This is a genomic window from Rhodococcus sp. FW305-130 (assembly GCF_058788335.1).
Map to the genome: position 1 here is coordinate 925,099 of NZ_JBYTAP010000001.1, position 26,642 is coordinate 951,740.

The 26,642-nt window shown below is 62.0% G+C and carries 26 protein-coding genes; 12 read left to right on the top strand and 14 right to left on the bottom strand.

Annotation, left to right across the window (positions count from 1 at the left end; genetic code table 11):
• Nucleotides 1–62 precede the first annotated feature (62 nt).
• The 5 genes from AC3WQS_RS04500 to AC3WQS_RS04520 all read left to right on the top strand — a co-directional run bounded on the left by AC3WQS_RS04500 (nt 63) and on the right by AC3WQS_RS04520 (nt 5,786).
• Nucleotides 63–1,568, top strand: a complete 1,506-nt coding sequence (locus AC3WQS_RS04500; protein WP_080909156.1) for a glutamate-cysteine ligase family protein — start codon at nt 63–65, stop codon at nt 1,566–1,568.
• Between the two features lie 141 nt (nt 1,569–1,709).
• Entirely contained in the window at nt 1,710–2,603 is an 894-nt protein-coding gene (locus AC3WQS_RS04505) for a universal stress protein (protein ID WP_019744789.1), read from the top strand.
• Between the two features lie 175 nt (nt 2,604–2,778).
• The gene (locus AC3WQS_RS04510) at nt 2,779–3,819 is read left to right on the top strand and encodes an LLM class F420-dependent oxidoreductase (protein ID WP_007727670.1); all 1,041 of its coding nucleotides are present in this window, start codon (nt 2,779–2,781) and stop codon (nt 3,817–3,819) included.
• Between the two features lie 358 nt (nt 3,820–4,177).
• Complete coding sequence (locus AC3WQS_RS04515) at nt 4,178–5,071, top strand: universal stress protein (RefSeq protein ID WP_003946389.1); 894 nt, start codon at nt 4,178–4,180, stop codon at nt 5,069–5,071.
• A gap of 76 nt (nt 5,072–5,147) precedes the next feature.
• The gene (locus AC3WQS_RS04520) at nt 5,148–5,786 is read left to right on the top strand and encodes a response regulator (RefSeq protein WP_019744786.1); all 639 of its coding nucleotides are present in this window, start codon (nt 5,148–5,150) and stop codon (nt 5,784–5,786) included.
• Nucleotides 5,787–5,788: 2 nt separating this feature from the next.
• On the opposite strand, the gene AC3WQS_RS04525 is transcribed toward AC3WQS_RS04520, so the two are convergent.
• The 5 genes from AC3WQS_RS04525 to AC3WQS_RS04545 form a co-directional block, all read right to left on the bottom strand.
• The gene (locus tag AC3WQS_RS04525; RefSeq protein WP_047888501.1) at nt 5,789–7,480 is read right to left on the bottom strand and encodes a sensor histidine kinase; all 1,692 of its coding nucleotides are present in this window, start codon (nt 7,478–7,480) and stop codon (nt 5,789–5,791) included.
• A 27-nt stretch (nt 7,481–7,507) separates the two neighbouring features.
• On the bottom strand, nt 7,508–8,203 hold the full coding sequence (locus AC3WQS_RS04530) for a hypothetical protein (RefSeq protein WP_084325262.1): 696 nt from the start codon (nt 8,201–8,203) through the stop codon (nt 7,508–7,510).
• 19 nt (nt 8,204–8,222) lie between these two features.
• Nucleotides 8,223–8,555 carry a cupin domain-containing protein gene (locus AC3WQS_RS04535; protein WP_003946336.1) on the bottom strand — a complete coding sequence of 111 codons (333 nt, stop codon included), beginning with the start codon at nt 8,553–8,555 and terminating at the stop codon, nt 8,223–8,225.
• Nucleotides 8,556–8,639: 84 nt separating this feature from the next.
• Nucleotides 8,640–9,131, bottom strand: a complete 492-nt coding sequence (locus tag AC3WQS_RS04540) for a dihydrofolate reductase (protein ID WP_019744784.1) — start codon at nt 9,129–9,131, stop codon at nt 8,640–8,642.
• A gap of 2 nt (nt 9,132–9,133) precedes the next feature.
• Nucleotides 9,134–9,934 (bottom strand): thymidylate synthase, encoded by an 801-nt coding sequence (locus tag AC3WQS_RS04545; RefSeq protein WP_021332281.1) that lies wholly within the window; start codon nt 9,932–9,934, stop codon nt 9,134–9,136.
• A gap of 175 nt (nt 9,935–10,109) precedes the next feature.
• On the opposite strand from AC3WQS_RS04545, the gene cobF reads away from it, so the two are divergent.
• From cobF to AC3WQS_RS04565, 4 genes are all read left to right on the top strand, one after another.
• Nucleotides 10,110–10,850 carry a precorrin-6A synthase (deacetylating) gene (gene cobF / locus AC3WQS_RS04550; RefSeq protein ID WP_019744783.1) on the top strand — a complete coding sequence of 247 codons (741 nt, stop codon included), beginning with the start codon at nt 10,110–10,112 and terminating at the stop codon, nt 10,848–10,850.
• 75 nt (nt 10,851–10,925) lie between these two features.
• On the top strand, nt 10,926–12,092 hold the full coding sequence (locus AC3WQS_RS04555) for a GGDEF domain-containing protein (RefSeq protein ID WP_020908672.1): 1,167 nt from the start codon (nt 10,926–10,928) through the stop codon (nt 12,090–12,092).
• 43 nt (nt 12,093–12,135) lie between these two features.
• The gene (locus tag AC3WQS_RS04560; protein WP_084325264.1) at nt 12,136–13,311 is read left to right on the top strand and encodes a GGDEF domain-containing protein; all 1,176 of its coding nucleotides are present in this window, start codon (nt 12,136–12,138) and stop codon (nt 13,309–13,311) included.
• Between the two features lie 40 nt (nt 13,312–13,351).
• On the top strand, nt 13,352–14,218 hold the full coding sequence (locus AC3WQS_RS04565) for an Fpg/Nei family DNA glycosylase (RefSeq protein WP_019744780.1): 867 nt from the start codon (nt 13,352–13,354) through the stop codon (nt 14,216–14,218).
• Here AC3WQS_RS04565 and AC3WQS_RS04570 read toward each other — a convergent pair.
• Complete coding sequence (locus AC3WQS_RS04570) at nt 14,211–15,086, bottom strand: LysR family transcriptional regulator (protein WP_019744779.1); 876 nt, start codon at nt 15,084–15,086, stop codon at nt 14,211–14,213. The genes AC3WQS_RS04565 and AC3WQS_RS04570 overlap by 8 nt on opposite strands.
• Nucleotides 15,087–15,158: 72 nt before the next feature.
• Here AC3WQS_RS04570 and AC3WQS_RS04575 point away from each other — a divergent pair, with 72 nt between their 5' ends.
• Nucleotides 15,159–16,391, top strand: coding sequence for an MFS transporter (locus AC3WQS_RS04575; protein WP_084325266.1), 1,233 nt, complete (start codon nt 15,159–15,161; stop codon nt 16,389–16,391).
• Nucleotides 16,392–16,439: 48 nt separating this feature from the next.
• Here AC3WQS_RS04575 and AC3WQS_RS04580 read toward each other — a convergent pair whose 3' ends face one another.
• From AC3WQS_RS04580 to AC3WQS_RS04605, 6 genes are all read right to left on the bottom strand, one after another.
• Nucleotides 16,440–17,219 carry a DUF427 domain-containing protein gene (locus AC3WQS_RS04580; RefSeq protein WP_084325267.1) on the bottom strand — a complete coding sequence of 260 codons (780 nt, stop codon included), beginning with the start codon at nt 17,217–17,219 and terminating at the stop codon, nt 16,440–16,442.
• Nucleotides 17,220–17,276: 57 nt separating this feature from the next.
• Nucleotides 17,277–17,753 carry a nitroreductase/quinone reductase family protein gene (locus AC3WQS_RS04585; protein ID WP_492711633.1) on the bottom strand — a complete coding sequence of 159 codons (477 nt, stop codon included), beginning with the start codon at nt 17,751–17,753 and terminating at the stop codon, nt 17,277–17,279.
• 255 nt (nt 17,754–18,008) lie between these two features.
• Nucleotides 18,009–19,802, bottom strand: a complete 1,794-nt coding sequence (locus tag AC3WQS_RS04590; RefSeq protein ID WP_259121311.1) for a DEAD/DEAH box helicase family protein — start codon at nt 19,800–19,802, stop codon at nt 18,009–18,011.
• Nucleotides 19,802–20,662: an SDR family oxidoreductase gene (locus AC3WQS_RS04595; protein WP_492711632.1), complete on the bottom strand. Its 861-nt coding sequence runs from the start codon at nt 20,660–20,662 to the stop codon at nt 19,802–19,804. Before AC3WQS_RS04595 ends, AC3WQS_RS04590 begins: the two co-directional genes overlap by 1 nt.
• A gap of 59 nt (nt 20,663–20,721) precedes the next feature.
• The gene (locus AC3WQS_RS04600) at nt 20,722–21,624 is read right to left on the bottom strand and encodes a dihydrodipicolinate synthase family protein (RefSeq protein WP_259121315.1); all 903 of its coding nucleotides are present in this window, start codon (nt 21,622–21,624) and stop codon (nt 20,722–20,724) included.
• Between the two features lie 33 nt (nt 21,625–21,657).
• Nucleotides 21,658–22,443 (bottom strand): aldolase, encoded by a 786-nt coding sequence (locus AC3WQS_RS04605; protein WP_019744772.1) that lies wholly within the window; start codon nt 22,441–22,443, stop codon nt 21,658–21,660.
• A gap of 165 nt (nt 22,444–22,608) precedes the next feature.
• Between AC3WQS_RS04605 and AC3WQS_RS04610 the strand changes: the two genes are divergently transcribed.
• Nucleotides 22,609–23,199 carry a helix-turn-helix domain-containing protein gene (locus AC3WQS_RS04610; RefSeq protein ID WP_020908662.1) on the top strand — a complete coding sequence of 197 codons (591 nt, stop codon included), beginning with the start codon at nt 22,609–22,611 and terminating at the stop codon, nt 23,197–23,199.
• Complete coding sequence (locus tag AC3WQS_RS04615; protein ID WP_003946354.1) at nt 23,196–23,621, top strand: hypothetical protein; 426 nt, start codon at nt 23,196–23,198, stop codon at nt 23,619–23,621. Before AC3WQS_RS04610 ends, AC3WQS_RS04615 begins: the two co-directional genes overlap by 4 nt.
• 7 nt (nt 23,622–23,628) lie before the next feature.
• Here the strand turns inward: AC3WQS_RS04615 and AC3WQS_RS04620 are convergent, their stop codons facing one another.
• Both AC3WQS_RS04620 and AC3WQS_RS04625 read right to left on the bottom strand, forming a co-directional pair.
• A complete protein-coding gene (locus tag AC3WQS_RS04620) occupies nt 23,629–25,101 on the bottom strand; it encodes a carboxylesterase/lipase family protein (RefSeq protein WP_021345183.1) in 1,473 nt (490 codons plus the stop codon).
• The gene (locus AC3WQS_RS04625) at nt 25,098–26,627 is read right to left on the bottom strand and encodes a carboxylesterase/lipase family protein (protein WP_492711631.1); all 1,530 of its coding nucleotides are present in this window, start codon (nt 26,625–26,627) and stop codon (nt 25,098–25,100) included. The genes AC3WQS_RS04620 and AC3WQS_RS04625 overlap by 4 nt, the downstream gene beginning before the upstream one ends.
• Between the last annotated feature and the right edge of the window lie 15 nt (nt 26,628–26,642).

Sequence of the window (26,642 nt, forward strand, 5' to 3'; positions counted from 1 at the left end):
TTTGTCGGTGACACCGGCCGGATAGCCTTCAGTGACGTTGATCGTCGAAGGGGGAATGCGCGATGGGTGCAGAAGTCACGGCGCGAGAATTCACGCGGGCGGACCGTAGGCTCTTTCGCAAGAAAGTGCGGTCATGCGTCGACGCCATGAAGCAGATGCTCGACGGTGGTGACTTCCGAGACGCCGTCGACAAGCCGGCGCCGCTGCTGGGCATGGAGATCGAATTCAACCTGGTGAACGGGGACATGGCTCCTGCGATGTCCAACCGTGAAGTGCTCGAATCCATCGACGACGCTGCGGTTTTCCAAACCGAGCTCGGACAGTTCAACGTCGAGATGAACGTTGAACCCGGCCCACTCACCGGTGATGCAACTTTCGAATTGGAAAAGAAACTGCGCGCCTCCCTCGACGTCGCAGACGCGCGAATCCATGCGCACGACGCCGAGATGGTGATGATCGGGATGCTGCCGACTCTGCAACTCGAGCATCTCGATCGAGAGTGGATCACCGCGAACCCGCGCTATGAATTGCTCAACGAGCAAATTTTCACCGCTCGAGGCGAGGACATCGAACTCGACGTCGAAGGTGTCGCGCTACCTGGCAGCGACGTGGAAATTCTTCGGGCCGATACCAATTCGGTAGTCCCGGAGGCGGCATGTACGTCCATGCAGTTGCATCTCCGCGTTGCGCCGGAAGAGTTTGCCGCGCATTGGAATGCCGCGCAGTGTCTGGCCGGCGTACAGGTGGCGTTGGCGGCCAATTCTCCTTTCCTGGCAGGCAAGGCGCTCTGGCACGAATCGCGCATCCCGATCTTCGAGCAGGCCACGGACACAAGAACTTTCGAGCTGAAGAACCAAGGTGTGCGGCCGCGGGTGTGGTTCGGTGAGCGGTGGATCCACTCGGTGCTCGACTTGTTCGAAGAGAACTCGCGGTACTTCCCGGCCCTGCTGCCTGACGTGTCGGACACCGATCCACTGGAAGTGCTCGCGGCGGGCGGAGTTCCGGAGTTGAGCGAGCTTCAGATGCACAACGGCACGGTCTATCGCTGGAATCGTCCGGTGTACGACTGCTCGGATGGCAAGCCGCACTTGCGCATCGAGAATCGAGTGCTGCCGGCCGGACCGACTGTCGTCGACATCATGGCCAATGCGGCCTTCTATTACGGCACAGTTCGGGCGCTGGTGAACGCGGAGCGGCCACTGTGGTCGCACATGTCGTTCCATGCGGCAGAAGAGAACCTGCACATCGGCGCCAAGTACGGACTCGACGCAACTTTGTACTGGCCGGAGATCGGTTGGGTCGGTGCCGACGAGTTGGTCCTGCGAAGGCTGCTGCCATTGGCGGACGAGGGTTTGGCGGACTTCGGATTGTCCGCCGCGGCCCGCGATCGTTATCTCGGCGTCATCGAGGGGCGGTGCCTGAATCGGCAGACCGGTGCCGCCTGGCAACGAGAGCACGTGGCGCGCGCGGAGGCCTCGGGCGCGGATCGCTCGACTGCGCTCACCGGAATGCTCCGCGGTTACGTCGAGAACATGCGGGCGGGAGATCCCGTTCACACCTGGTCCTGATTGCTCTGCTAATTCTCCTATCCGTCAACAGTTTCGGGGACCTAAGTCCCCGAAATGAAGAGGGGGCGACCCCAAAAAAGCCGGACAAGTGGGATGGTTAGAGTGAAAGTGGCTCGGTTACTTCTTCAGGAAGGTGGGCACATGAGTTCACGCGAACATAACAGTGTTGTTGTCGGAGTCGAGGGTTCGGACACTGCGTCCACTGCGCTCCGCGAGGCCGCGAAAATCGCCGCCCAGCGCGAATTGCGACTCGACATCATCCACGCTCTCGACTTCGCGCCTTACGGTTTCGGCGGACCGTACGTCGACGCGGGTGGGGTGTACGAATGGGTCGAAGAGGCGGGAAAAGCGATCTTGGCAGAGGCGGAACAATTCGCCCATGAGATCGATCCGAAACTCGAAGTTCACACCGAAATCGCCATCGGCAGCGCAACTCAGTGGTTGATCGAGAGTTCGGCGCAGGCCAGGCGGGTCGTTGTCGGAGCGTCCGCTTCAGGCAAGGCGGCGACGGCAGTTCTCGGCAATACAGCGGTCGGTGTTGCCAGTCACGGCAAGTGCCCGGTCATCGTCGTGCGGGACCGCGACGGCGCAGTGCCTTCGGAGGGACCCGTCGTGGTCGGCGTCGACGGCAGTGCGCTCAGCGCGCAAGCAGTGGGCGCGGCATTCGAGGAAGCAGCGTTCCGCGGCGCCGAGTTGGTGGCGCTGCACGTGTGGAGTGACCTCGGCAGCGCGGCATTCGAAGACCCGAGGGCAGCTGCGCTTGCCCCGCAGTCTCTCGAAGAGGAAGAGCACGCCGTACTCAGCGAGAGCTTGGCCGGTTGGTCCGAGCAGTACCCGGACGTGAAGGTCCGGCGCGAGGTATACCTCGACAACCCACGAGGACGGCTGCTGGACTGGTCGGCAAAAGCGCAGCTTGTTGTAGTCGGCAGCCGTGGACGTGGTGGATTCCGTGGCATGCTCCTCGGCTCGACCAGCAATACTCTGATCGCTTCGGCCAAGTGCCCCGTCATGGTGGTTCGCCCCGAAGAATCCTGACCTCTCCAGGTTCTCCCGCTACCCCGTTCGTTTCGGTCATCGAATACGAACGGGGTAGTCACATGAATGCGGACTCATGTTCCGTAGTGTTCGATGTGAGTTAAGTGTTCGATGGGAGTACCAAGGCTGTGTGCGCGTCGCACACGGCGGCAATCGTCTGGATTGGGGTTACAACGTGCGTATCGGTATGGGTTTGAACTACAGCGGCGGGTTCGCCGAAACCGTCGAAGAGGTCGGTGACCTGGAGAAGGCGGGCCTGGACATCGCCTTCGTTCCGGAAGCGTATTCCTTCGACGCGGTCAGCCAGCTCGGTTACCTGGCGGCCAAGACGTCCACCATCGAACTCGCTTCGGGAATCTTCCAGATCTACACCCGTACGCCCTCGTTGACCGCCATGACGGCAGCGGGCCTGGACTTCGTCTCCAACGGTCGCTTCGTGATGGGCCTGGGTGCTTCCGGACCGCAGGTGATCGAGGGATTCCACGGCGTCAAGTACGACGCTCCGTTGGGACGCACGCGTGAGGTCGTCGAGATCTGCCGTCAGGTGTGGCGCCGCGAGAAGGTCGAATACCAGGGCAAGTACTACCAGGTTCCGCTCCCCGCCGAGAAGGGCACCGGACTGGGCAAGCCGCTCAAGCTGATCAATCATCCTGTGCGTGAGCGCATCCCGATCCTGATCGCTTCGCTCGGACCCAAGAACGTCGAACTGACGGCTGAGATCGCCGAAGGCTGGGAACCCATCTTCTTCCATCCGGAAAAGGCAGCAAGCGTATGGGGCGAGCCGATTGCGAAGGGCAAGGCCAAGCGCGATCCGAGCCTCGGCGAGCTTCAGGTGTACGCGTCGCCGGCCCTGGCCATCGGTGACGACGTCGACCACATGCTCGACTGGGTACGCCCGAGCCTTGCGCTCTACATCGGCGGTATGGGCGCCAAGGGCAAGAACTTCTACAACGACCTCGCGGTGCGATACGGCTACGAAGAGGCCGCCGAGAAGATTCAGGATCTCTACCTCGCGGGCAAGAAGGACGAGGCCGCAGCAGCGGTCCCGGACGAGCTGGTTCGCGCCGTGTCGTTGATCGGTCCCGAGAGCTACGTCAAGGAACGCGTCGCAGCCTTCGCCGAAGCCGGCGTCACGACGCTCAACGTCACGCCGTTGGCGGCCGATCGCAACGGCCGTGTTCAGCTGATCGAGAAGTTCCGCAAGATTTGTGACTGACCCTGCCGTGCGCCTTTATTAACCGCCGGCGGTTAATAAAGGCGCACAGCAGAGCGGGTGATTCGGGATCTCTTGCGCACGAAACCCGATTTTCGGCGCTTTCATATGGGACTTTTTTCACTTCTGACCGGTCGGGTTCTTCGCCTAACGTGGATCGAGTAGCCAGGATTTGCGTGCGAATCCGGCACCGGTGGCCTCGTTGACGCCCGAAAGGGATGTTGGCGGGGCCGTTGCCGCAGTCCACCCGAACTCCGAATGTCCGATTCGGGACTCGCGTCGGCTGATGAATCCTTTTTGCCGTCATTGGGCAATAGTGTGAGGGCGAAGAGATTCTCTGGTCGATCGTGGAGGGACGAACATGAGTGCAACCAAACCCGTAGTCGTGGCAGTGGACGGCTCGGAATCGGCGTCGTCGGCTGTCGTCTGGGCCGCTCGAACGGCGGTGGCGCTCGGTCGTCCGCTGCACATTGCGACGGTGGTGCACATCCCCGCTTTCTACTACTCCGAGCCGTACCTCGCCGAGAGCTTCAAGGACGAACTTCGCCGCACTGCCACCGCTCGTCTGGACAGCGCGCAGATCCTCGCGCGGCAAAGCATCGACGACGACCTCGAGATCGTCACCGAACTACTCGACGGCAGCGTCTCCGATCGCCTGATCGAATTGTCCAAGGGCGCGTACATCATTGCGCTCGGGCCCCGCGGGCATGGTGAATTCACCGGATTGGTCGTCGGTTCCGCGACGGTGTCGGTGGTCTCGCACGGCGAATCTCCGGTGGCGGTAGTCCGGGGCCGGACGCTTGATGGTCGACCGCCGACCGAAGGTCCTGTCGTCGTCGGTGTCGATGGATCCGAAAGCAGCATCGAGGCAGTCGAGCATGCTTTCGAACAGGCATCCGCTCGGGGTGCAACATTGATCGCCGTCAACGTGTGGAGCGATGTGAGCGTGCAGCCCTCCCTGGGCGCCACCCCCGACGATCCACTGTGGAGCAGCATCCAGACAGGTGAGGAAGTTGTCCTTGCCGAGCAATTGGCTGGTTTCACCGAGCGCTACCCGGACGTCGTCGTCGAGAGAGTCGTCGCGCGTGACCGTCCGGTCCGAGTGCTGAGCGAATACGCGGAGACGGCGCAATTGATCGTCGTCGGCAGCCGTGGGCGCGGCGGATTCGCGGGAATGCTCCTCGGATCGACCAGTCGGGCACTGCTCCATACTGCGGATTGCCCGGTTCTCATCGTCCGGCACGTCAACAAGTGAAGAGAATGCATTCAATGACTTTTGAGTCCACCATCTCCGGTACCGTTCGACGTGAGATGTCTTTTGGAGGGGTTCGATGACAACGCGGATATTCCTGGTCGACGATCACGAGATCGTCAGACGCGGATTGTTCGACCTACTCGGCGGGGTCGAAGACTTCGTGGTGGTGGGTGAGGCCGCATCCGTGGGAGAAGCATTGGCTGCGGTACCGCAGAGTAATGCCGACGTCGCGGTTCTGGACGTACGGCTGCCGGACGGCAACGGCGTCGAACTGTGCCGCGAACTGCGCTCGATGCTGCCCAACCTGCGCTGCCTGATGCTCACGTCGTACGCGGACGACGAGGCACTACTCGACGCGATCATGGCGGGCGCTTCGGGATTTGTCCTCAAACAGATTCTCGGAACCGATCTGGTCGCTGCGGTCCGCACAGTCGGGCGCGGCGGTTCACTGCTCGACAGTCGGGCGACGGAGGCGCTGATGCAGCGGATCCGTAGCGACCGCACCGCTGATCCGTTGGCCGAACTTTCCGATCAGGAGCGAGCAGTCTTCGACCTCATCGGAGAGGGACTCACCAACCGGGAGATCGGCGCGCGATTGTTCCTCGCGGAGAAGACAGTCAAGAACTACGTGACGCGTCTGCTCTCGAAGCTGGGCATGCAGCGTCGTACTCAGGCTGCGGTGCTGGCCACCGAAATCCGCAGCGGCAGTCGATAGGTCTACCGACCGGACTTCGGTCGATTCGAGTTGGTGCGCCCGAGCGGTACTCGCCAGAGCAGGCGTGCACCGCTCGGATTGTGGTTGACGATCGTGCACGTACCGCCGCAATGTTCGGCACGGCGCTCGAGATTGTGAAGTCCACTCTTGTGGAAGTCGGAGGGGAGTCCGACGCCGTCGTCTTCGATCGTGATCGCAAATTCGACGTCCGCGGTGACTGCGATGGTGATGTGGTGTGCGTGTGCATGCCGAAGGACGTTGCTCAGCCCCTCACGCAGCACAGCTTCGGCGTGCTGGTGGATCCCGGGATTCACCAGAGTGTCGATGGCGCCGGAGAATTGGACGCTGGGGGTCACGGCGGACTGTGCGGTGGCGTCGCCGATGACATCGAGGAGGCGTCGGCGCAGGCTCGACGAATCGGTGGCCGTGGGAGTCTGCAGATCGAAGATGGTTGTCCGAATCTCGCGGACTGTCTTGTCGAGCTGTTCGAGGGATCGTTTGACAATCGCGCGCGCCGACTCCGGGAGGGTCTCGTCCGGAAGCGTGCTCTGCAGGCTCATTCCGCTCGCGAACAGTCGCTGGATGACGTTGTCGTGCAGGTCTCGTGCGATGCGGTCGCGGTCCGCGAGAACCGACAACAGGCGTTGCGCCTTTTGTTTCTCGTCGAACTCGATTGCAACGGAGCCGAGTTCGGCCATCGACTCGATTCGGGTCAGTTCGTCGTGATCCCAGTGCGTGTTGGTCGAGTTCGACGCCACGATGACCGCGCCGACTACACCCGAGGCGACGCACATCGGTGCCACGACCGCACTTCCGGCCGACGGCACCAGTTCGGTGAGTGCACCTAAAGTGGTGAGTACCTGTAGCTTTCGAGTGCTCCGCACCACGTCGAACGGATAGGTCGTCGCTGGAATTCTGACTCCACGTGACGTGGTTCGGGCGCTGGCCGCAGCGTGAACCTGTGCGTATCCGTTCTCGCAGATCACCACGATCACGTCGTCGACGCCGGTCAGGTCCCGAACGCGACTGGCAAGAAGTTGCAGGCCGTCCTCGAGCGAGTCACCGGCCAGCAACCGCGAGCGAATGGCAGATGTTGCGGTGAGCCATCTTTCACGAGTTCGTGACTGCTCGAACAGCCGGGCGTTTTCCACAGCGATGCCGGCTGCGATGGCGAGGGCCTCGAGAATGACCTCGTCTTCTTGGGTGAACTCGGCTTTTCCGCGCTTCTCAGTCAGGTAGATGCTTCCGAACACCTTTCCTCGCATCATGATCGGCGCCCCGAGGAAGCTCTCCATCGGTGGATGATTCGCGGGGAATCCCACCGATTCGGGATGGTCGCCGAGATGCGCCACACGCAAAGTCTGCGGGTGATTCATCAGAACACCCAGAACGCCATGACCTTCGGGGAAATGCCCCATGGTCGCGCGTTGGGACCCGGAGATTCCCTCGTACACGAATTCCGAGAGCCCGCCCCCCGGCGCCGCAACCCCCAGGGCGCCGTAGCGGCAATCCAGAACCGTTGTCGCAGAGGTGATGATCCGTTGGAGTGTCAGGTCGAGATCCAGACCTGAACCGACCACCAGGACCGCCTCGAGCAGACGGTGGAGTGTCGGTATGTCTGCATTGGAATCGCCCAGGCGGTCGAGCAACTCGCCGAACGTGCGTGCCGGACTGTGACCCGATGCTTCGACCATGGTCGAAGCATATCGCCTCGCGGGACGTCAGCCCTCCTGACGGCGACCTTCCCACCACGACGACCAGTGATGCTTGATTTCGTCGAACTCGTCATCGCTCAGGTCGTAGGTGGTCAGCAGGATGGACATGCCTCCGTCTGGGCGCTGCGGAGTCACCGACTGGGTCGCGACAGAGAGTAGACCAGGGCCGAGATCTTCGACTGTCAACCCGAATTGGTGATCGGTGACGTAGTCGACGACGCCTTCGAAATAGTCGCCGGGAGCGATTGTCGCCGCGTATCGACTTCCCGCTTCCAATTCGATTTCGGTGAGCCCGAGGACGGTTGCCGCATTCTCGCCAGGGAGCAGCAGGCCGTCGAGATAGATGGTTCTTCGCTCAGCGAGTCCGTGGTGCTCCACTGCGAATCTGAGCAACTGGAGGAACGTCGTCCATCCCTCGGTGATGTCGTCGTACCAGTCGTCGTCGGCAGATTTGGCCGGCCGATCGATGCGGACGACCGTCTTGCCGTCTTGTTCGAGAAGTGAGAAGCGGTCACCGTTTCCGAGTTTCAGCGTCAGTGCCTCGGGATCGGCCTCAGCGGTGGAGTAGATCTGGGCGATTTCGTCGTCGAGACCGTCGTACTCCCAGCCGAACCAACGACGAATCAGCGACGGGTCGCGCAGGGCGGGCCACAGAACGGACGGGGCTGCGACGATGGACACTTCGATCACGGTTTCGCTCACCCGGAAGACGGTACCGACTTCAACCCTTCATGGCGACGGTGAGCAGAAATGCAACGTCTTCGAGCGCTTCGACGCTGTGGCGGTCGGCCGGCACGGTGAGGAAATCACCGGTGGATCCTTTCCACTGGTCGCTCCCACACACAAGATTCAGCTTCCCGCTCAGGACCAACAGTGTGGCTTCGCCCGGACTGTCGTGTTCGGCGAGGCTCTTGCCGGCGCTCAGGGCGATCACCGTCTGTCGCAGGCTGCGCTGGTGGCCGCCGTAGACGGTTTGTGAACTGCGACCGCTGGTCGCCGAGCCCGCCAGTTTCAACTGTTGACGAGCGAGAGCGGTCAGTGACTTCTTGTCCATCGAAGACCTCTCGGAAGCGGTGAATGTCGTTCTTGGAGTATGACCGACTCACTCGCGAGGTGCCTCGTTATCGGCGGAAGTCGGTCAGCGCGTGTATTCCAGCCAGCGGAAGCGCAGCCCGCTCTTCTCCGAGGTCTGCCAGGGCTCGTCGGACTTCAGGTTCCATTCGGGGCCGATCTCGGGAGCAAAGGCATCACCGGCGATGTCGAGGTCGACCTCGGTCACCAGGAGATGCGTCGCGAATGGCAGTGCAGCCGAATAAATTTGCCCGCCTCCGACGACAAATACGTCACCGTCCGGCAACGCCAAGGCGTCGTCCAGCCTGTGGACTACCTCGGCGCCTTCGGCTTGCCATTGCGGATCGCGCGTCACGACGATGTTCCGACGCCCGCTGAACGGCCGGAACTTCAGTGGAATGGAATCCCAGGTGCGCCGTCCCATGATCACCGGATGTCCCATGGTGACGCGTTTGAAGTAAGCCATGTCCTCGGACACGCGCCACGGGATCGTGTTGTCGACGCCGATGACGCCGTCGTGGGCCTGCGCCCAGATGAGGGTGACTGTGCGATCGGTCATCGTCAGACCGCTACCGGCGCTTTGATCGCGGGGTGGTGCTGATAATCGACGATCTCGACGTCCTCGAAGGTGTAGTCGAAAATGGAGTCGCGTTTGTTCAGCTTCAGGGTCGGCAACGGAAGGGGCTCGCGACCGAGCTGCTCGGTGACCTGGTCGACGTGGTTGTCGTAGATGTGGCAGTCGCCGCCGGTCCAGACGAACTCGCCGACCTCGAGTCCGGCCTGCTGGGCCATCATGTGGGTGAGCAGCGCGTAGCTGGCGATGTTGAACGGAACGCCGAGGAACATGTCGGCGCTGCGCTGGTACAGCTGGCAGGAGAGCTTTCCGTCGGCGACGTAGAACTGGAAGAACGCGTGGCATGGAGCCAGCGCCATCTGCGGAATGTCGGCGACGTTCCACGCCGAGACGATGATTCGCCGCGAATCGGGGTTGGAGCGCAGGGTCTCGACGGTCTGCGTGATCTGGTCGATGTGCTCGCCCGAAGGGGTGGGCCAGCTACGCCACTGGACGCCGTAGACGGGGCCGAGTTCGCCGTTCTCGTCGGCCCACTCGTCCCAGATGGAGACGCCGTGCTCGTGCAGCCACGCCACGTTGGAGTCGCCGCGCAGGAACCACAGGAGCTCGTTGACGATCGACTTGAGGTGGACCTTCTTGGTGGTGACGAGCGGAAAGCCGTCGGCAAGATCGAAACGCATCTGGTGACCGAAGATGCTGCGGGTGCCGGTTCCGGTTCGATCGGATTTGGCGGTACCCGTCTCCATGACGAGCCGGAGGAGGTCTTCGTAAGCAGTGGAGACAGTCACGGGAATCAGTCTAGGGCCTGCCTTGGGGGGGGGGGGGGGGGGGGGGGGGGGGGGGGGGGGGGGGGGGGGGGGGGGGGGGTACGTACCTCCCCCCCCCCCCCCCCCCCCCCCCCCCCCCCCCCCCCCCCCCCCCCCCCCCCCCCCCCCCCCCCCCACGGCAATATAGCCTCGGCACATGCGCGAACTCTTGGTGATCGGTATCGGTGCGGGTGATCCCGACCAGGTGACGGTTCAGGCGATCAAGGCTATGAACAGGGCCGATACGTTCTTCATCATCGGAAAGGGTGACGAGAAGCAGGCTCTGGTCGACTTGCGAACCGGCATCCTCGACGAGCACGTTCACCTCGACTACAAGGTGGTCGAGATCACGGACCCGCCGCGGGACCGAACCCCGACCGATTACGAGGGGGTTGTCGAGGACTGGCACGAGCGTCGGGCCGCGAAATTCGAAGCGGAATTCGCGGCCGAACCTGGCGTCGGAGCGATTCTCGTCTGGGGTGACCCCTCCCTCTACGACAGCACTCTGCGGATCGTCGAGCGGGTGCTCGCTCGCGGGAGAGCGACGTTCGACTACTCCGTCATCCCGGGAATCACCAGCGTGCAGTCGTTGGCCGCACAGCACCGAATCGTCCTCAACCGAATCGGCGAACCCATCCACATCACGACCGGCCGCAAACTGGCCGAGGGATTACCCGACGGCGTGGACAACGCCGTCGTCATGCTCGACGCGCATTGCACCTTCACTCAGGTGGCCGAAGACCATGCCGAAATCTGGTGGGGGGCATACCTCGGAACCGCGGACGAGGAGTTGATTTCCGGCAACCTGCGCGACGTCGAAGATCGGATCGTCGCGCGCCGGGCGGAGCTGCGCGAGAAGCACGGTTGGATCATGGACACGTACCTCGTTCGGCGCTGACACCGACCGCGGATTTGCGGCCTCGATCCTGCGCTCTTGATCCCGAACGACGGTCTGCGCACCTATGATCTGCGCATGACATCGTTCGGACAGGACCGACTGCAGTCGATTCTGCCCGCGCCGCGTGGCCGTGAAAAATCAGCTGTGAAGTCGGCTTTCGACCTTCTCGTTCAGTGGTATCGGCGTCCTGATCAATTCGACAGTTTCAATCGATACCTCGCCACGAAGGGCCTGGAGCTAGCCGTCCGATTGCTGGTCATCGGTTCCCTGACGACGGTCATCGTTGCGATGACTCTGCTGCGCTTCAGCGACGCGGGCGTGCACAACCACGTCACCAGCGTCGTCAACGCCGTCATCATCGGAGTCACGGTCGCGGTGATCGTGCTCTTCTGCCTCCTGCCCGAAATCACGCGTCGGTGGTCGTACTTTTTTGTCGCCTACTGCGAGGTCGGCGTATTCGTCGGTGTGTTCTTGAACAACGACCCCTTCATCGGGTTGATCCAGTGCGTGCTCTTGATACTGATCGGTGGGTACATCGCGTATTTTCACAACGCGAGACTCCAAGCGATTCACATCGCCCTGTCCATCGTGGTTCTGGCAGTGGTCGGACGAAAGGTCGCGGTCTACGCGGATCCTGCGTTGGCCACCGCACTGTGTCTGATCATCGCCACCGGGATCGTGGTCATCCCGTTCGCCTGCCAGTTCGTCCTCTCACTTCTTGGCTCCGACGCGGACAGTTCGGATGTGGATCCGTTGACCGGCCTTCTGAATCGGCGCGGGCTGCAGCGAGCTGTTGTCGAAATGGGGGCAACGGGGCATGCGTCGAGCAAGTCGTCGTATGTCGTCGCGATCGTCGATGTCGATTCGTTCAAGAGCGTCAACGACTCGCGGGGGCACGAAGAAGGCGATCTCGTACTTCGTCAGATTGCTGATCGACTGCGGTGGTGCGGCGGCGAGAAGGCGCTCTTCGCCAGATTCGGTGGGGACGAGTTCGTCTTGGTGGACACGATCGACGTCGGTGCAGCGCCCGCATTCGAGGACAATCTGCGAAGGCACCTGCGAATCGACGATCGTGATCCGGCGGTGACGACCAGCGTCGGAGTCGCGATCACCTCTGCCGAATGGTCTTCGATCATTTCCGACGAGGAGTTGACGGAACTGTTTCGAGTAGCAGACGCCTCGATGTACCGCGCGAAGGCCGCCGGCGGCGATCGAGTTGTGATGTGGGACGGCAAAGAGTGAGAATTGTCTGATTGCGGGGAGTTGACTGGATTACCCTGACCCTATGGAATCTGCCGAGAGTGTGGAGCGTTCGGACGCCGTCGCGTCTCAACGGCCGCTCTCGGGTCCCGCATTCCGGCTGATCTCTTCTCAACTTGTCGATTGGTATCGGCGTCCGGACCAATTCGACACCTTCAATCGCTATCTCGCGGACAAAGGGTTGACCGTCGCCTCGCGGTTTCTTGTCGTCTGCTCGTTGGTGCTGGTCACCGTGATCATGTTCTTGACTCGCTTCAGTCCACAGGGACCGACCACTCCGCACGCGCGCACCGCGAACGCAGTCATCATCGTCATAACCGTGATGATGGCCGTCGCCCTCTCGACGAGGCGCAACCTCTCCCGTTCCTGGTCATACGCCTTTGTGCTCTATTCGGAAGTGGGAATAGCGGCCGCAATGGCGTTGTATTCCAATCCACTTGCGGCACTGGCCCATGCCGTGATGTTCTCGGTGATCGGCGGATACATCGCGTTCTTCCACAATGCTCGAATACAGAGCCTGCACATGCTGTGGGTATTCGTCGTAGTCATCGGCATTGTGACGCGCATTTCCGTTGTCGAGAACTATTCGGATGTTCCGGTTCTGGTCGCTTTGACAGTTCTCGTCGGCGCGGCGATCTACGTGATCCCCTTTGCCTGTCAGTTCATCTTCTCCATTCTCGGCACCGATGCGTTGAATTCGCAGTTGGACCCACTGACCGGACTTCTCAACAGGAGGGGACTGGCCGACGAGGTGCGACTGCTACTGGAGCGGTCGTACGCCAATTCGGCGCTTGTCGTTGTCGCCGCTGTCGACATCGATCGATTCAAGACCATCAACGACGAGTACGGGCACACAGTCGGGGACGCTGTGATCGAGAAGGTCGGATCGAGACTGGTCGAATGCGCCGGCCCGGCGGCCTTGATCGCACGGATCGGCGGCGACGAGTTCATCATCGTCGATTCGGGCGATCAACGCTCGGTCGATCGACTCGAACAAGAACTTCAGCGATCAACGGTCACTGCTCCCGGCCATTCCGAGGTGGCCCTGAGCGTCGGAATCGCGAAGGTCGCAGGTCCTTTCGAATCGCCGGACGATGCACTCATCGCCTATCCCACTTTGCTGCGACGTGCAGATCGCGCGATGTACGCAGCGAAGGCGCGCGGTGGACACTCGGTGGTTCTGCTGACCGAAACGGACTGAGCACACGGTGAGTGTCCGTGGTCGGCGTTAGTCTGATGCCATGCCTGAACTACCCGAGGTGGAAGCGCTGGCAGGGTTCCTTCGTCAGCACGCGGTCGGCGCAGTAGTGGGACGCGTCGATATCGCTGCATTGAGTGTGCTCAAGACCTTCGATCCGCCGATCACGGCTTTGCAAGGGCGTGACGTCACGGGCGCCGCCCGCTTCGGGAAGCATCTGGCTCTGGATTGCGACGGGTTGTGGTTGGTCACGCATCTCTCCCGTGCCGGTTGGATGCGGTGGCTCGATAATCCGTCGCCAACGCCGCCGAAGCCGGGGAAGGGGCCGTTGGCGCTGCGCGTTCATTTCTTCACACCTGAAGGGTTGACGCCGGCGTTCGATCTCACCGAAGCCGGCACCAAGAAGCGCCTCGCCGTGTGGGTGGTGAACGATCCGCAGGAGGTTCCGGGCATCGCCCGGTTGGGGCCGGACGCGATGGCTGTGACAGAAGCTGAGTTCGCAGAGATTCTGGGCGGGACGTCGGCGCGGATCAAGAACTCGATAGTCGATCAGTCGCTGATCGCCGGCATCGGGAACGCCTACTCGGACGAGATCCTCCACACCGCGAAACTATCGCCATTCGCGACCTCGTCGCGGCTGACGCCGGAGCAGATTTCGACGCTGTATGCCGTGATGCGGTCCACGCTGGCCGACGCGATCGAGCGTTCGGAAGGTCAGGACGCGGCGCGGCTCAAAGGTGAGAAACGCTCGGGGATGCGAGTACATGCTCGCACCGGACTTCCCTGTCCGGTGTGCGGTGACGTCGTACGCGAGGTGTCGTTCGCGGAGCGTTCTTTTCAATACTGTGCGACGTGCCAGACAGGCGGTAAGCCGTTGGCGGACAGGCGAATGTCGAAACTGCTCAAGTAGCGAACTGCGCCGCGAGTAGTTCGACGAATTCGCGGGCGAGCGCCGACGAATGGGTGGGTTCGGTAATTGCGTGGACGATCCGATGCGGCGCATCGGTGATCGGAATACAGACCAGTTCGGGATGTAGGGCGCTCATGGACTGGGGGAGCAAACCGACACCCAGGCCGTTGGCGGTCAGTGAACAGATCAGGTCCACCGAGTTGGCTTCGAGCGTTTTTCCGCGTGGGACCTGTGATTCGGCGAAGGCTTGGTCGGTTTGGACACGGGCCTCGCTGCCGGAGGCGAAGTCCACGAGAGTGTGATCCCGTAGGTCTTCGAGTCTGATCGACGAGGCCTGGGCAAAGGGATGGTCGGGAGCAACAAACGCTGCGGTGGGTTCACTCCACAACGGTGCGGCGGCAAAGCTCTTGGGTAAGCGGCCTGCGGCCAATCCGACGATGCCGACGTCGATGGCGCCGGACCGGACTCCTTCGATAACTACTTCACTGCCGTACGGTCGCGCGGTGATGTTGATTGCAGGGTGGCGGCGTGTCAGATCTGCCAGCGCACGGCCGACGTCGACGCGCCCCGCCGAGGTGATGGTGCCGACCGTCAGCCGCACTTGCTCGTTGCTCCGTGCCGAGACATCACTGACCAGTCTCGACACGGCGCCGAGCACCTCACGGGAGCGGGCGACAAAAACCTCCCCGGCAGCAGTCAGGCCGACGTTTCGACTGTTGCGGTTGAACAATTCGACTCCCAGTTCCTTTTCGAGGTCTCTGATCTGGGCACTCAACGCGGACTGTGAAACGTGCAACCGCGCGGCAGCACGGCTGAAGTGTCTGTCTTCCGCGACTGCCAGGGCGTAGCGGATGTGACGTAGTTCCATCGCACCAATCTATCGCTTCTGGAGATAGATCATGCATATCTATCTATTGGACGCACGTCGGTGTTGCCGGTCATGCTTGACGACATGATTTCAAGCGACGCGCGTCCGAAGCTCGGACTACCGATAGTGCTGCTGATGGCTGCAGCGACGGGTCTGTGCGCGGGCGGTAACTACTTCAATCAGCCACTCCTCGATTCCATCTCGGACCACTTGAACGTCTCGGCCTCCGCAGCGGCCGCGACGGTGACCATCGCACAGGTCGCGTATGCACTCGGATTGATACTTCTGGTTCCGGTAGGCGACATGGTCGACCGACGCAAGCTGACGGTAGGGCTCATGCTGCTGGCGGCTACCGGTCAAGCGGTCAGCGGATTTGCGCCCAACTTTGCCACGCTTGCCGTGGGAATCGCAGTGGCAGGGGTCTTTTCGGTTGCTGCACAGGTGCTGATTCCGTTTGCCGCCTCACTGGCCGAACCTGAGCGGTCCGGCCGGGTGGTCGGAACGATCATGAGTGGACTGCTGATCGGAATCCTGTTGGCGCGCAGTGTTGCCGGCGTGCTCTCCGGACTGGGAGGTTGGTCGACGGTCTACAAGGTTGCGGCGGTTCTGATGGTGGTGATGGCCGTGGCATTGTGGCGATCTCTGCCTTCCGATTCCGCCGATCGACCGAAGGCAAGCTACGGCGCAACGCTCGTGTCGGTAGGGAAGTTGGCTGCGACCTTGCCGCGCCTGAGAACTCGATCGGCCATGGGCGGGCTGGCTTTTGCTGCCGTCAGCACAGTCTTCACGACAATGGCCTTTCTTCTCTCCGGCGAATTCGGCTACAGCGATACTCAAATCGGCCTGGTCGGACTACTCGGCGTGGCGGGAGCGTTGATGGCGACCGTGGCGGGCAGGCTGGCCGATCGGGGACTGGGTCAGGTGGCGACGGGCGGAGCTATCGCGATTCTGTTGGTCTCGTGGCTTCCGTTTGCCTCCGGTGCCACGCATATAGTGTGGTTTCTTGTTGCCATCGTTCTTGCCGACCTCGCGCTGCAGGGAGTGCACGTCAGCAACCAGAACGTGATCTACGCCCTTGTCCCCGAAGCGCGTTCGCGTGTGAACTCGGTCTACATGACCACCTACTTCGTGGGTGCCGCCGTGGGCTCGGCTGTGGGGTCGATGGTGTGGAAGTCGTACGGCTGGAACGGAGTATGCATCGCCGGGTTGGTCTTCTCGGTTGCAACGGCGTTGGTGTGGATGCACGATCGCCGGCTGGAAAAGACTGAACTGCGAATCCCGGAATCCCTTGTCTCGGTGGGATAGGCACCCGCACCTTCTCGGATCCCCGCACCTGTCAGATTTCGGCGCCTGTCAGATTTCGGTACCGTCCACCAGGATCTTGCCGACGCGTTCGGGATAGAACGACACGTGGTTGTCGATCCCGGACGCTTCGGCGGTGGTGAACGGATAGAACCACGCCAGATCCTCGATCGGTGCGAGTTCGGTTGTGCCGGTGAAGGACAGATACGACGCAGTGCCCTTGTACGGGCAGGCCGTGGTGGTCGGGGACGGCACAAAGTACTCGCTGCGAACGTCGATTCTCGGAATGTAGTACCGCGTGGGCAGTCCGGTTTCGAACAGCAGTCTGGGTCGTGTCGTCTCGGCGACCAGTACGTCGCCGACAAAAACCTGGACGTGTCGGGACGAGGGGAGTGCGTCGATACGTACGTATGGATCGCGGGCGTGGACAAAGACCTGTTGATCCTCCTCGTACCAGGCGTCCATGCGATCCCAATAGAACGCGGCGTACTCACTCAGGTCCAGGGAACCGTCGAACTGTTCAGGGTAGGACCAGACGGCGTCCTCGGCCCGGCGATGCCCGATCTCGATCGTCCAATAGGTGGCGTCGCCTTTCCAGGGGCAATGGGTGGTCGTCGACGTCGGGACGAGGAATTCGGTGCGAACGTCCGCGCGAGGGATGTAGTACATCGGCAGGCGGCCGCGTTCGAAAAGGTACACCGAACGAGTGGTGTCCGCGACGGCGTGACCAGCGAAGAATGCTCGAATGCGGCGGGGGTTCGGCTCCAGTGCGATCCGCCCGTTGGAAGCTGTGATCTGTGTGTCTTCTGCGTGAGTCAGTGCTGTGGACATTCGCGAATGCTCCTGAGATCGGCAGGGTGGTCCTTCCCATCCTGCGCTCGCCAGCAGCTATTTGACAGGTTGGAGTCGAAATACGCGGATCTGGCGCCCGAATGCTCGATCGGCGTAGGTTTCGTACGGTGGCCACGTGGTGGTCGCGAGCTTCCACAACTTCTTACGCGTGGCGCCCTCCGCCAGACTCGCACCGACCGGTATTTCGACGCCCTTCACTGTCACGATTGCGGTGGGATTTGCCATCAAATTGAGTGTCCACGCTGGATGCGTATCCTGCCCCCAGTTGGATCCGACGACGACAAACGCATCGCCGTCGGGTGCGTACAGGAGTGGTGTGGTGCGAGAACGGCCGGTCTTGCGGCCACTGGTGGTGAGCAGTAGCTGGGTCACCGTGTTCTCGCCGACGAGTGAGAGCTTGCCGCCCGACACTCTCTGCACTGCTCGATCGAGCGGAACCAGATCCTTGCCGAGATCCGAGAACCATTGTGTATGGCCGACATTGCGCATCAATGACCGGTAGATATTGCGCATAGGACCCCTCGGTTTCTCGGCACTGTTTCGAGGCTGGTGCACCTCGACTCGAAAGAGTCTGCCACGTCAGGTCACAGATACCTGAGTCCCAAGGTCCCGAAAGGAATGAAGCGGTCAGCCGAATTCGGTTTTGGTGGAGTGGAATTGGGGCATACCTCCGAAACCGTTCGTGTGCGCGCGTTGGACGGCCATTGGAAGGTCAAGCCGCCGTGGTCAAGCCTCCGAGGTCAAGACTCCGAGGTCAAGACTCCGAGGTCAAGCCTCCGTGGTCAAGACATCGGGCTCTAGCCACTCGACGCCGAGCAGTTCGGACAGCGACCGCAGACCGGATCGATCACCACCTTTCAGACCTGTGACCGAATTGAGATTGCGCAACATGACCGTGGCGACGTCCTCTTCCTTGGTGCCCACGCCGAAGGGTATGACCCATGGACACGTCTGGTAGTCGCGGTGTGACCGACCGAATGTCTGTTCTGCCGCAATCCCTGAGTATCGCGGTTGATGAAAGATTCCCGTCCGTGGCAACGAGGACGCGTGAGTGCCGTCGGGGAGTGCTTCGTTGGCGTGGAGCGAGATCGAGGTCGTGACATTGAAGACGATGACCGGTGCATCCCCGCGTTGAAACCGCAGACGTTGACCTTCCTTGTCCGGCACCGCGCCGAACAGTTTTGCCACCGAGATCCCGGAGTCTTCGATCATCTCGACCAATGGATCGCCTGCCGTGGAGACGAATTCGACGGCCACCAACACCTGTTTGCCTGCCTTGACCTGCGCCTGCGCCCACTGGGCCGTCGATTCGGCGCGGATCATGCCCGCCTTCTGTCGATAGCGCAGAACAAGCGCACGGCCCCGCGCGATGTTGCGGCTCTTGCGGGCCAATCCCATTTCGTAGGCGTACTCGGCCCACTCGGTCTCGTACTCGGCGCGCTGGGCATGCGTGAGGTCGATCGGCATACCGTCGAGCGGAACGGGTCCCCACGGAGTCGGTCGATGAATCATCAAGGGCGGTTTGCTGTTCGACATCCATCCACGCACGGTCTCGAGCGCCTGGGATTGCAGGGTCGCTGATTCCTTCGCCTCTGCGCTCCACGTCCACTTCCCGTATGACTTGTCCAGCGGAAGGCCGGACTCGACAAGCCTGGCACCCAGGTCGGACCAGTACTCCGAAGGTTCTGAATGCAGCTGCGCAAAAAGCGGCGCCAGGTAACGCTGATCTGCCGGCGTATGTCCCGGTGTTGCTGTCACGGACAGGACGAACGGCGCTTGCTCGTGTGAATTGGAAAAGCGCGCAACCTTCTCGAAGGCAGCTGTGCGCTGTGTGTCGTTGCTGTACAGCTGGGCCTCGTCCGCGATCACCACACCGAAGGTGTACTTGGGACGGCCGTTTCGCGCGATCAGCTTCTTCAATTGGTCAGGCGACATGATCAGCCAGCGGAATCCGCCGTCGCCCACCGAGGCGATGGAATAGCGCCAATGCGGAATGGTGATCTGTGCGGGTCGATCGACGAGGACGAGGATGTTGGTTTCGCCGCGTTCCTCGGCAATCGTCTTGGCCGACATCACTGCGATCAGCGTCTTACCCAGGCCGGCATTGTCTGCCAACAGAAATCCGCGTTTGCCGGCCCGAGCAGCGTCGACGACGGCCGCAGCCCCCGAAACCTGCTCGGGCCGAGGAATTTTGGGTGCAGCAACCGGGCGTTCGCCGGTGCTGTCATTGATGTCGTCCTCGACCCACTGCTGATACGAGAAGGGGAGTGCCTTGAACGGAGCGAGTTCTACAGGCAACTCCGTGCCGACCCACGCGTAGCTCTTCCATTTCTTGACGAACTGCGCACCAGGCGCCGGCGTCCGAAAGGGTACGTCGAGAAGCCAGACTCGTTCGCCCGGAGCGGCTGTCGGAACGTCGGGCATCACAGCGCGTGATCGTTTCTTTGCGACAGTCTTCTTTGCGGCGGTCTTTTTGGTTGCACTCTTCTTGGGTGCAGCCTTCCTCGGTGCAGCCTTCTTTGCGGCAGCCTTGCGTGCCGTGGTTGCTTTGCGTGGTGGCATCAGGCGGTTTCTGCTGTGAGGAATTCACGCAGCGTGAGCGCAGGCCGGCCGACAAGGTCCTCCGCGGTGCTCGTGATCATCGCCAATTCACCCTGCGCGATTGCGGTGTACGTCGACACCCAAGCATCGAGCTCCCAAGCGGGTGCGTTGTACGACGCCCGCGACTCGTAGGCTTCCTCGAGCGTTTCCTCGACGTACGTGGTCCGCTTGCCGGTGATCTCGGTGATGATGCTCGCGGCCTCGGAGAGCGTCAGTGCCTCGCGTCCGGTCAGGTTGTACGTCTGTCCGACATGAGAATCCAGATCCTGCAGAACCGACACGGCGACGGCAGCAATGTCGGACCGCGCTACCGCGCCGACAAGACCGTCACCTGCGGGTCCGCGGATCACACCGTCTTCACCGGCGAGAGCGGGTAGGAAATCGAGGTAGAAGCTGTCGCGCAGGAAGGTGAATGCGAGTCCGGAAGCGCGGATATGTTCTTCGGTGATCCAGTGATCGCGAGCGAGCGTGAACGTCGCGTCCGGAGCGGCACCGAGGAAAGACGTGTAGACGATGTGCCTGACCCCGGCCTCCGCTGCGGCGTCGATGAAGGTGCGGTGCTGATCCAGGCGATCTGCGCTTTCGGCCGCCGAGACCATGAAGAGGGTGTCGATTCCGGCCAGAGCCGCGAGAGCGCTCTCCTGATCCCCGTACGTGGTCTCGGCCGAATCGGCACCGGGGAGCTGCGGTAATCGGTTGACCGACCGTGCGATCAGTCGCTGCGGGACACCGGCGTCGGCCAACGACCGGGCCACCAGTCCGCCGATATGACCGGTAGCGCCGGTGACGGCGATCCTCGCAGACCGTGAATCTACGGACATGGTGCCCCTCCTTCGGTCGGTGTGCATCCCATCTTGCCGGAACCCGCCCCCACGTCAGGTCACGACGCGACGATTACATCGCGAGCCACCGACAGAGCGTCGGACAATGCTGTCCTGGTGTTGTCGTCGAGGGGCAGCAGGGGCCGGCGGGGAAGGCCGGCGTCGACGCCGAGAAATTCCAACCCGGCTTTGACCGTCGACGGCAGTCCGCGACTGACGAGGACCTTCAGTAGTGGCTCGATCTGTTCGAACACAGCGGCGGCACCCGACCGATCACCGGATTCGAGTAGACGCCAGAAGTGCACCACCTGTTCGGGGGCCAGACACGGTGCTGCCGTGCACCATCCGTTTGCGCCTGCAGAGAAAGATTGCAGTGCAAGAGGATTGCTGCCGTTGAAGAAGGGGATAGTGCCACCACTCAGTTCGTTGATGCGGTTCATGCGGGTGATGTCGCCGGTGGATTCCTTGATCATCGTGATGCCGTCGACGGTGGAGACGAGGTCGACGAGAAACTCCGGCGACATGTCGATCCCTGTGGTCGCGGGATTGTTGTAGATCATCGTGGGAATGTCGACGGAATCGGCGACCGCACTGACGTGTTCACGAATCTCCTGCTCACCCAGATGCCAGTACGACGTGGGGAGGATCATCATCGCGTCGGCACCGGCGTCTGCTGCGATCGATGCTCGGCGGAGTGCTCCCGCCGTCGTCAGATCCGACACTCCGACGACGGTGGGGACTCGTCGGTCGACGTAGTCGACAGTTTCCCGGGCGACCGACTCCCATTCGGCGTCGTCGAGATAGGCGCTCTCGCCGGTGCTGCCGAGTGGGGCTATCGCGTCGACACCACTGCTGATCATGCTGTCGAGGAGCGTGTGTAGCGGCTTGGGATCGAATGCTCCGGTGTCCCGGTCGAACGGGGTGATGGGGTAGGCGACGATTCCCTTGATTGTGCTGCTCATGGGGTTCTCTGTTCTGTTGGTGGGAAACGAAATTCAGTTGGTCAGTGCGTCGGGATGATTGCGGAGAGCCCGACGGGCGTAGTACGCGAAGTTCGCCTCGCTGCGCCGAGGGGTCAGTGTCCAATCGTGAGCCTCCTTCGCCAGGCGAGGCGGTAGCGGCTTGATGTCGCCGGCAGCCATTGCCAGCAACTGCAGCCGAGCGGCCCGCTCGATCAGATGCCCGAGGGAGCATGCTTCTTCGACCGTGTTGCCGACGACGAGTTGGCCGTGGTGGGCGAGCAGAATTGCCCGCTTGTCGCCGAGCGCAGCCGAAATGATCTCGCCCTCTTCGTTTCCCACGGGAACTCCGGGCCAGTCGGCGAGAAATGCGCAGTCGTCGTAGAGGGGCGCGATGTCCATTTGGGAGACGACGAGGGGAATCTCGAGCATCGACAACGCCGTCGCGTGCAGTGGGTGTGTGTGGACGATGCAGTTGACGTCGGGTCGGGCGCGGTAGATCCAACTGTGGAACCTGTTGGCGGGGTTCGGCATGCCCTCCCCGTCGAGGACTTCGAGGTCCTCGTTGACGAGCAGGAGGTTGTCCTCGGTGATCTCGTCGAACCCGAGGCCGAGTCGCTGGGTGACAAACGTGCCAGGCTGCTCACCGCGGGCGGAGATCTGGCCGGCGAGACCGGAATCGTGGCCGGCGTCCGACAGTGCGCGGCAGGTCAGTGCGATCTTCTGTCGAAGTGTCCAACTGCCTGTGGTTACTTCGGTGAGCATTTTCGTCTCGGCGGTGGCCATGAGTTCTTGCTTGCTCGCATGCATCGTGTCGGTCATGGGGTGTGCCTTTCTCGGGGGCCGGAATCAATGACATTCAGTCACCTATAGGACACAAAGTGTCATATAGGACGGAAATGTGCAACCCTCAGTGCGAGCGTCGCTGATCGTCGCAGGTCAATGTGTTGGTAGGGTGATGACACAAAGTCTCGTGAGGGGAACCGAATGGCAGCGTTTTTGCGAACACATCGGCGTCGCGCCGGTCTGACGCTCGAGGGCCTGGCCGAGCAGACCGGTCTGACGAAGAGCTATCTCTCGAAGGTCGAGCGGGGTATCAGTACCCCGTCGATCGCGGTGGCGCTCAAAATTGCACGGGTGCTCGATGCCGATGTGGGACAACTGTTCTCGGACAGTATGGAGGGCAATGCCATGACGATCGTGCGCGCCAAGGACCGCGTGATCGACCCGGCTTCCTCCGTGCAGTCTTCCGTCTACGATCCGATCGCGCCCTCCATGGTCGGAAAGGCCATGCAGCCGTTCGTGGTTCATCCGGCGTCGGTGATGGGTCCCAAGTTCATGGACCACACGGGAGAGGAGTTCGTGTTCGTGCACTCCGGATCCGTAGAATTCGAAATCCCCGGACAGACGATGCACCTCGACGCCGGCGACAGCCTGTATTTCGACGCGAATACGCCACACCGGATGCGATCGGTGTCGGCAGATCGTGCGGTGGTGCTGGTTGTCGTCTACGACAATCCTTCGACTGGATCACCCAGCGGTGACTCACTGGAAGCGCACTGCGGGGTGAGCAGATGACCCTGGGGATCGACACGACACTGACGCTGCTCGCGGCCGGTCTGATCTTCCTTCTCTCCCTGTGCCTGGGAATCTGGAAGTACCGACAGATGGCCACCTCGGATAATCACCTCGCCCATCCGTATGTCGACATCGCCCACCGCGCAGCCCTGATGTACTCGTTTGCGACGCTGCTGATCGCGGTGTTCGTCGAACTCAGTGCGTGGCCGACGTGGATCAACCTGACCAGTGCCGCAGTGGTCGTGTTCTTCTTTCTCGCAGCGATTTTCAGCTACATCGCTCACGGTGCGATGAAGGACACCGACAATCAGTTCGAGTCCGCCGGTCCGCCCCTGCACCTCGGAATGTTCCTGCTGATTCTCGGTGAGGTGGGCGGATTCGCGGTCCTGCTCGCAGGTTTCGTGAAAGGCCAGTTCTTCTGACCGGGCTTCAGCGTCGGTGCTCGTAGCCGATCCAGGCGCGTCGACGCTCACCCATCGGGTCGTTCTCCACTCTGGACGTCTCGTCGAAGATCATCGTTTGCCGCTCCGGGACGGAGTAGGCGGGCCAATCCTGGTCCGGCACTCCGTGTCGGGCGAAATGGATCCAGTGGCGCTGCACGGTGGAGGTCACCGCGGCCAGTCCGCGACGTCCACCGACCGCGGTCAAGGCCGCGGTGAGTGCATCCGAACGGCCGAAGACCGCAAGCAATTCGGTGGCATGGGTAGCGCCCATGCCGATGAGTCTGAGCAGGCGAGGCGCAAAATCGTAGCGGTAACTGTAGGTAGGAGCTACCTGGCAATGGCCCTGTGCGCACAGTATTGCCGGTTCCCAGAAGGTGATGTCGCCGCCGAGATCGGCGGCAGCGAAACGATGCGGATACGTGGGATACGCCGCGAGCGCACGTGCTTTCACTTCAGGGGTGGTGTGGGAGAACATCTTCTCGATCCGAACCGGGTTGGTAGGCAAGATGTCGAGAACGCGCGGAAAGATCCGCCCCTCATGGAGATTCGAACCGACGAGCAGCGGAACGGGGTGGGCCCGTCCGGCGGCGAACACGTCGAGCGGGTGTTCGGGAAGAATGTCGTCACCCACTACAGGGGCGAATGCCCGTGTTCCGGGTTCTTCGTCCGCGCCGCGTCGCGCAAGTTCTTCGCCGGCGTCGACCAGTTCCTTCACCGAAGCGGAGCGCAGCCACGAGGCAGGATCGGTTTCCGGTGCGTCTGCGATCTCGAGGAACTCGCGCGCCCATCGCTGCGCTCGATCCTTTCCGTATGCCGAAGCAGCCGGCGGACTTTGAGCAATGGCCCGAGCAAACAACCCTCGGGCCGCGGGCGTTGCCATCAGAGTGGTGACAGCGTTGGCGCCGGACGATTCACCGAAGACGGTGACGGCGTTCGGGTCGCCACCGAAAGAGGCGATGTTGCGCTGGACCCACGTCAGTGCGGCGATCTGATCGCGCAATCCGAGGTTCGTGTCGAATGATTGTTCAGCAGTGGAATACTCACTGAAATCGAGGTAGCCCAACGCGCCGAGACGATATTGGATCGAGACGTAGACGATGTCGCCACGTTCGACCAGGCTCGTTCCGCGGTACATGGGCGTCGACGGATTCCCGCCGTTGTACGCGCCGCCGTGAATGAAGACCATGACCGGTCGCAACGAATCCGACGGTACCTGCGGGGCCACGACATTGACGAAGAGTGAGTTCTCGTCGAAGTTGCTCTTGCGCTGCGGAGACGGAGAGCCGAATGCTTCCGCCGGGCGGACACCATTCCAAGCCTCGACCGGCTGTGGTGCGCGAAATCTCGAGCGGCCGGTCGGGGCCGCTGCGTAGGGGATTGCTCGCCAGGTGCGCAGTCCTCGATCGAGGCGCCCGCGTACGACCCCGGAATCGAGAGTGATCTCGAGGGGGCTCGTCACGGTAGGGAGATGTCGGTGCCGTGGCTACGGTAACCGCTGTATCCCGACCAGGCCAAGCGTTGTTCACGTCTGGGATCGTTCTCGACGCGGACGATCTCGTCGAAGATCATGGTCCTACGCTCCTGCGCGTCGTAACGCGGCCACGACCCACGCGGCGAGCCGTGCTTGGCGAAGTGAAGCCAGTGTCCCTGAACAGATTCGGTGACTGCGCGCAGTCCGCGCCGACCGCCGGGCAGGGTGAGGCCGCGCCCGACAAGGGTGTCGCCGATACCGAAGACCGCGAACATCTCGAAACCGTGAGTGGCGTCGAGGCCGAGCCAACGCATCATCGTCGGCGCGAAGTCGAATCGGTAGGCGTACGTCGGCGCCGATTGTGCGTGAGCCTGCATCAACTCCACTGAAGGGTGCCAGAACGTCACGTCTCCACCGACGTCGATCGCGGACTGCTCGTCGGGATAGCCGGGATAGGTTGCGAGGATGCGCTTTCCGGCCTCGGGATCGGTGAGAGCGAACATGGTGTCGATGCGCGACGGGTTGGTCGGGAGTGCGTCGAGCACCTTCGGGAACAGCGTTCCCTCCCGTCTGTTGGTGCCGATGATCATCGGAACCTGGTGTGCCGATCCTTCATTGAATGCGTCCAAGGGGGAGCGCGGCAGGAAGTCGCCGTCGACGACCGGACCGAAGGGATGTAGTCCAGGCGTGTTCGCCAGTACCTCGGCACCGAGTCTGCTGCCTGCTCGGCCCAATTCGACGGCAGTCGCCGAGGTCAAAGCCTTCGCGGGCGGTAGACCGGAATTGAGGATCTCGACGAAACGCGCGCCCCAGGCGTGCGATCGCTGCGTGCTCGAGACCAGATCCGGAGCCGAACTCTCGGCGATCGCACCAGCGAACAGTCCCTTGGCAGCCGGAGTAGCCATCAAGGTGGTGACGGCAGTGGCTCCGGCGGATTCACCGAAGATCGTGACTTTTTCAGGATCCCCACCGAAGGCAGCGATATTGCGCTGCACCCATTGCAGGGCCGCGACCTGATCGCGCAGTCCGAGGTTGGAATCGAATGCCCGCTCGGCCGTGGAGAAGGGCGTGAAATCGAGGTACCCCAGAGCACCGAGGCGGTAGTTGATCGAGACGTAAACGATGTCGCCGCGTTCGACGAGGGACACACCGGAGTACAAGCCGGTAGCCGAGGTCCCGATGGTGTTTGCCCCACCGTGGATGAAGACCATGACCGGAAGCGGGGTGTTACCGGCGTTCGCTGGAGCGAGCATGTTGAGTGTCAGACAGTCCTCGCTGCTCGGCTGGTACTTCCCGGGCGAAAGCAGCAGCCCCTTCTTGTGCTGGACCGAGGCGTCGCCGAACCTGGTCGCGTCGCGTTCTCCGGTCCATGGTGTGACCGGCTGTGGCCGCGTCAGACGCAGTGTTCCGACCGGCGGCCGGGCGTAGGGAATTCCGCGCCAGGCTCGAAGTTTTCCCACCCGGCGGCCGCGTAGGGTGCCGTCGGCCGTGGTCACAAGTATGTCGGACGCCATGTCGCGACTATACGT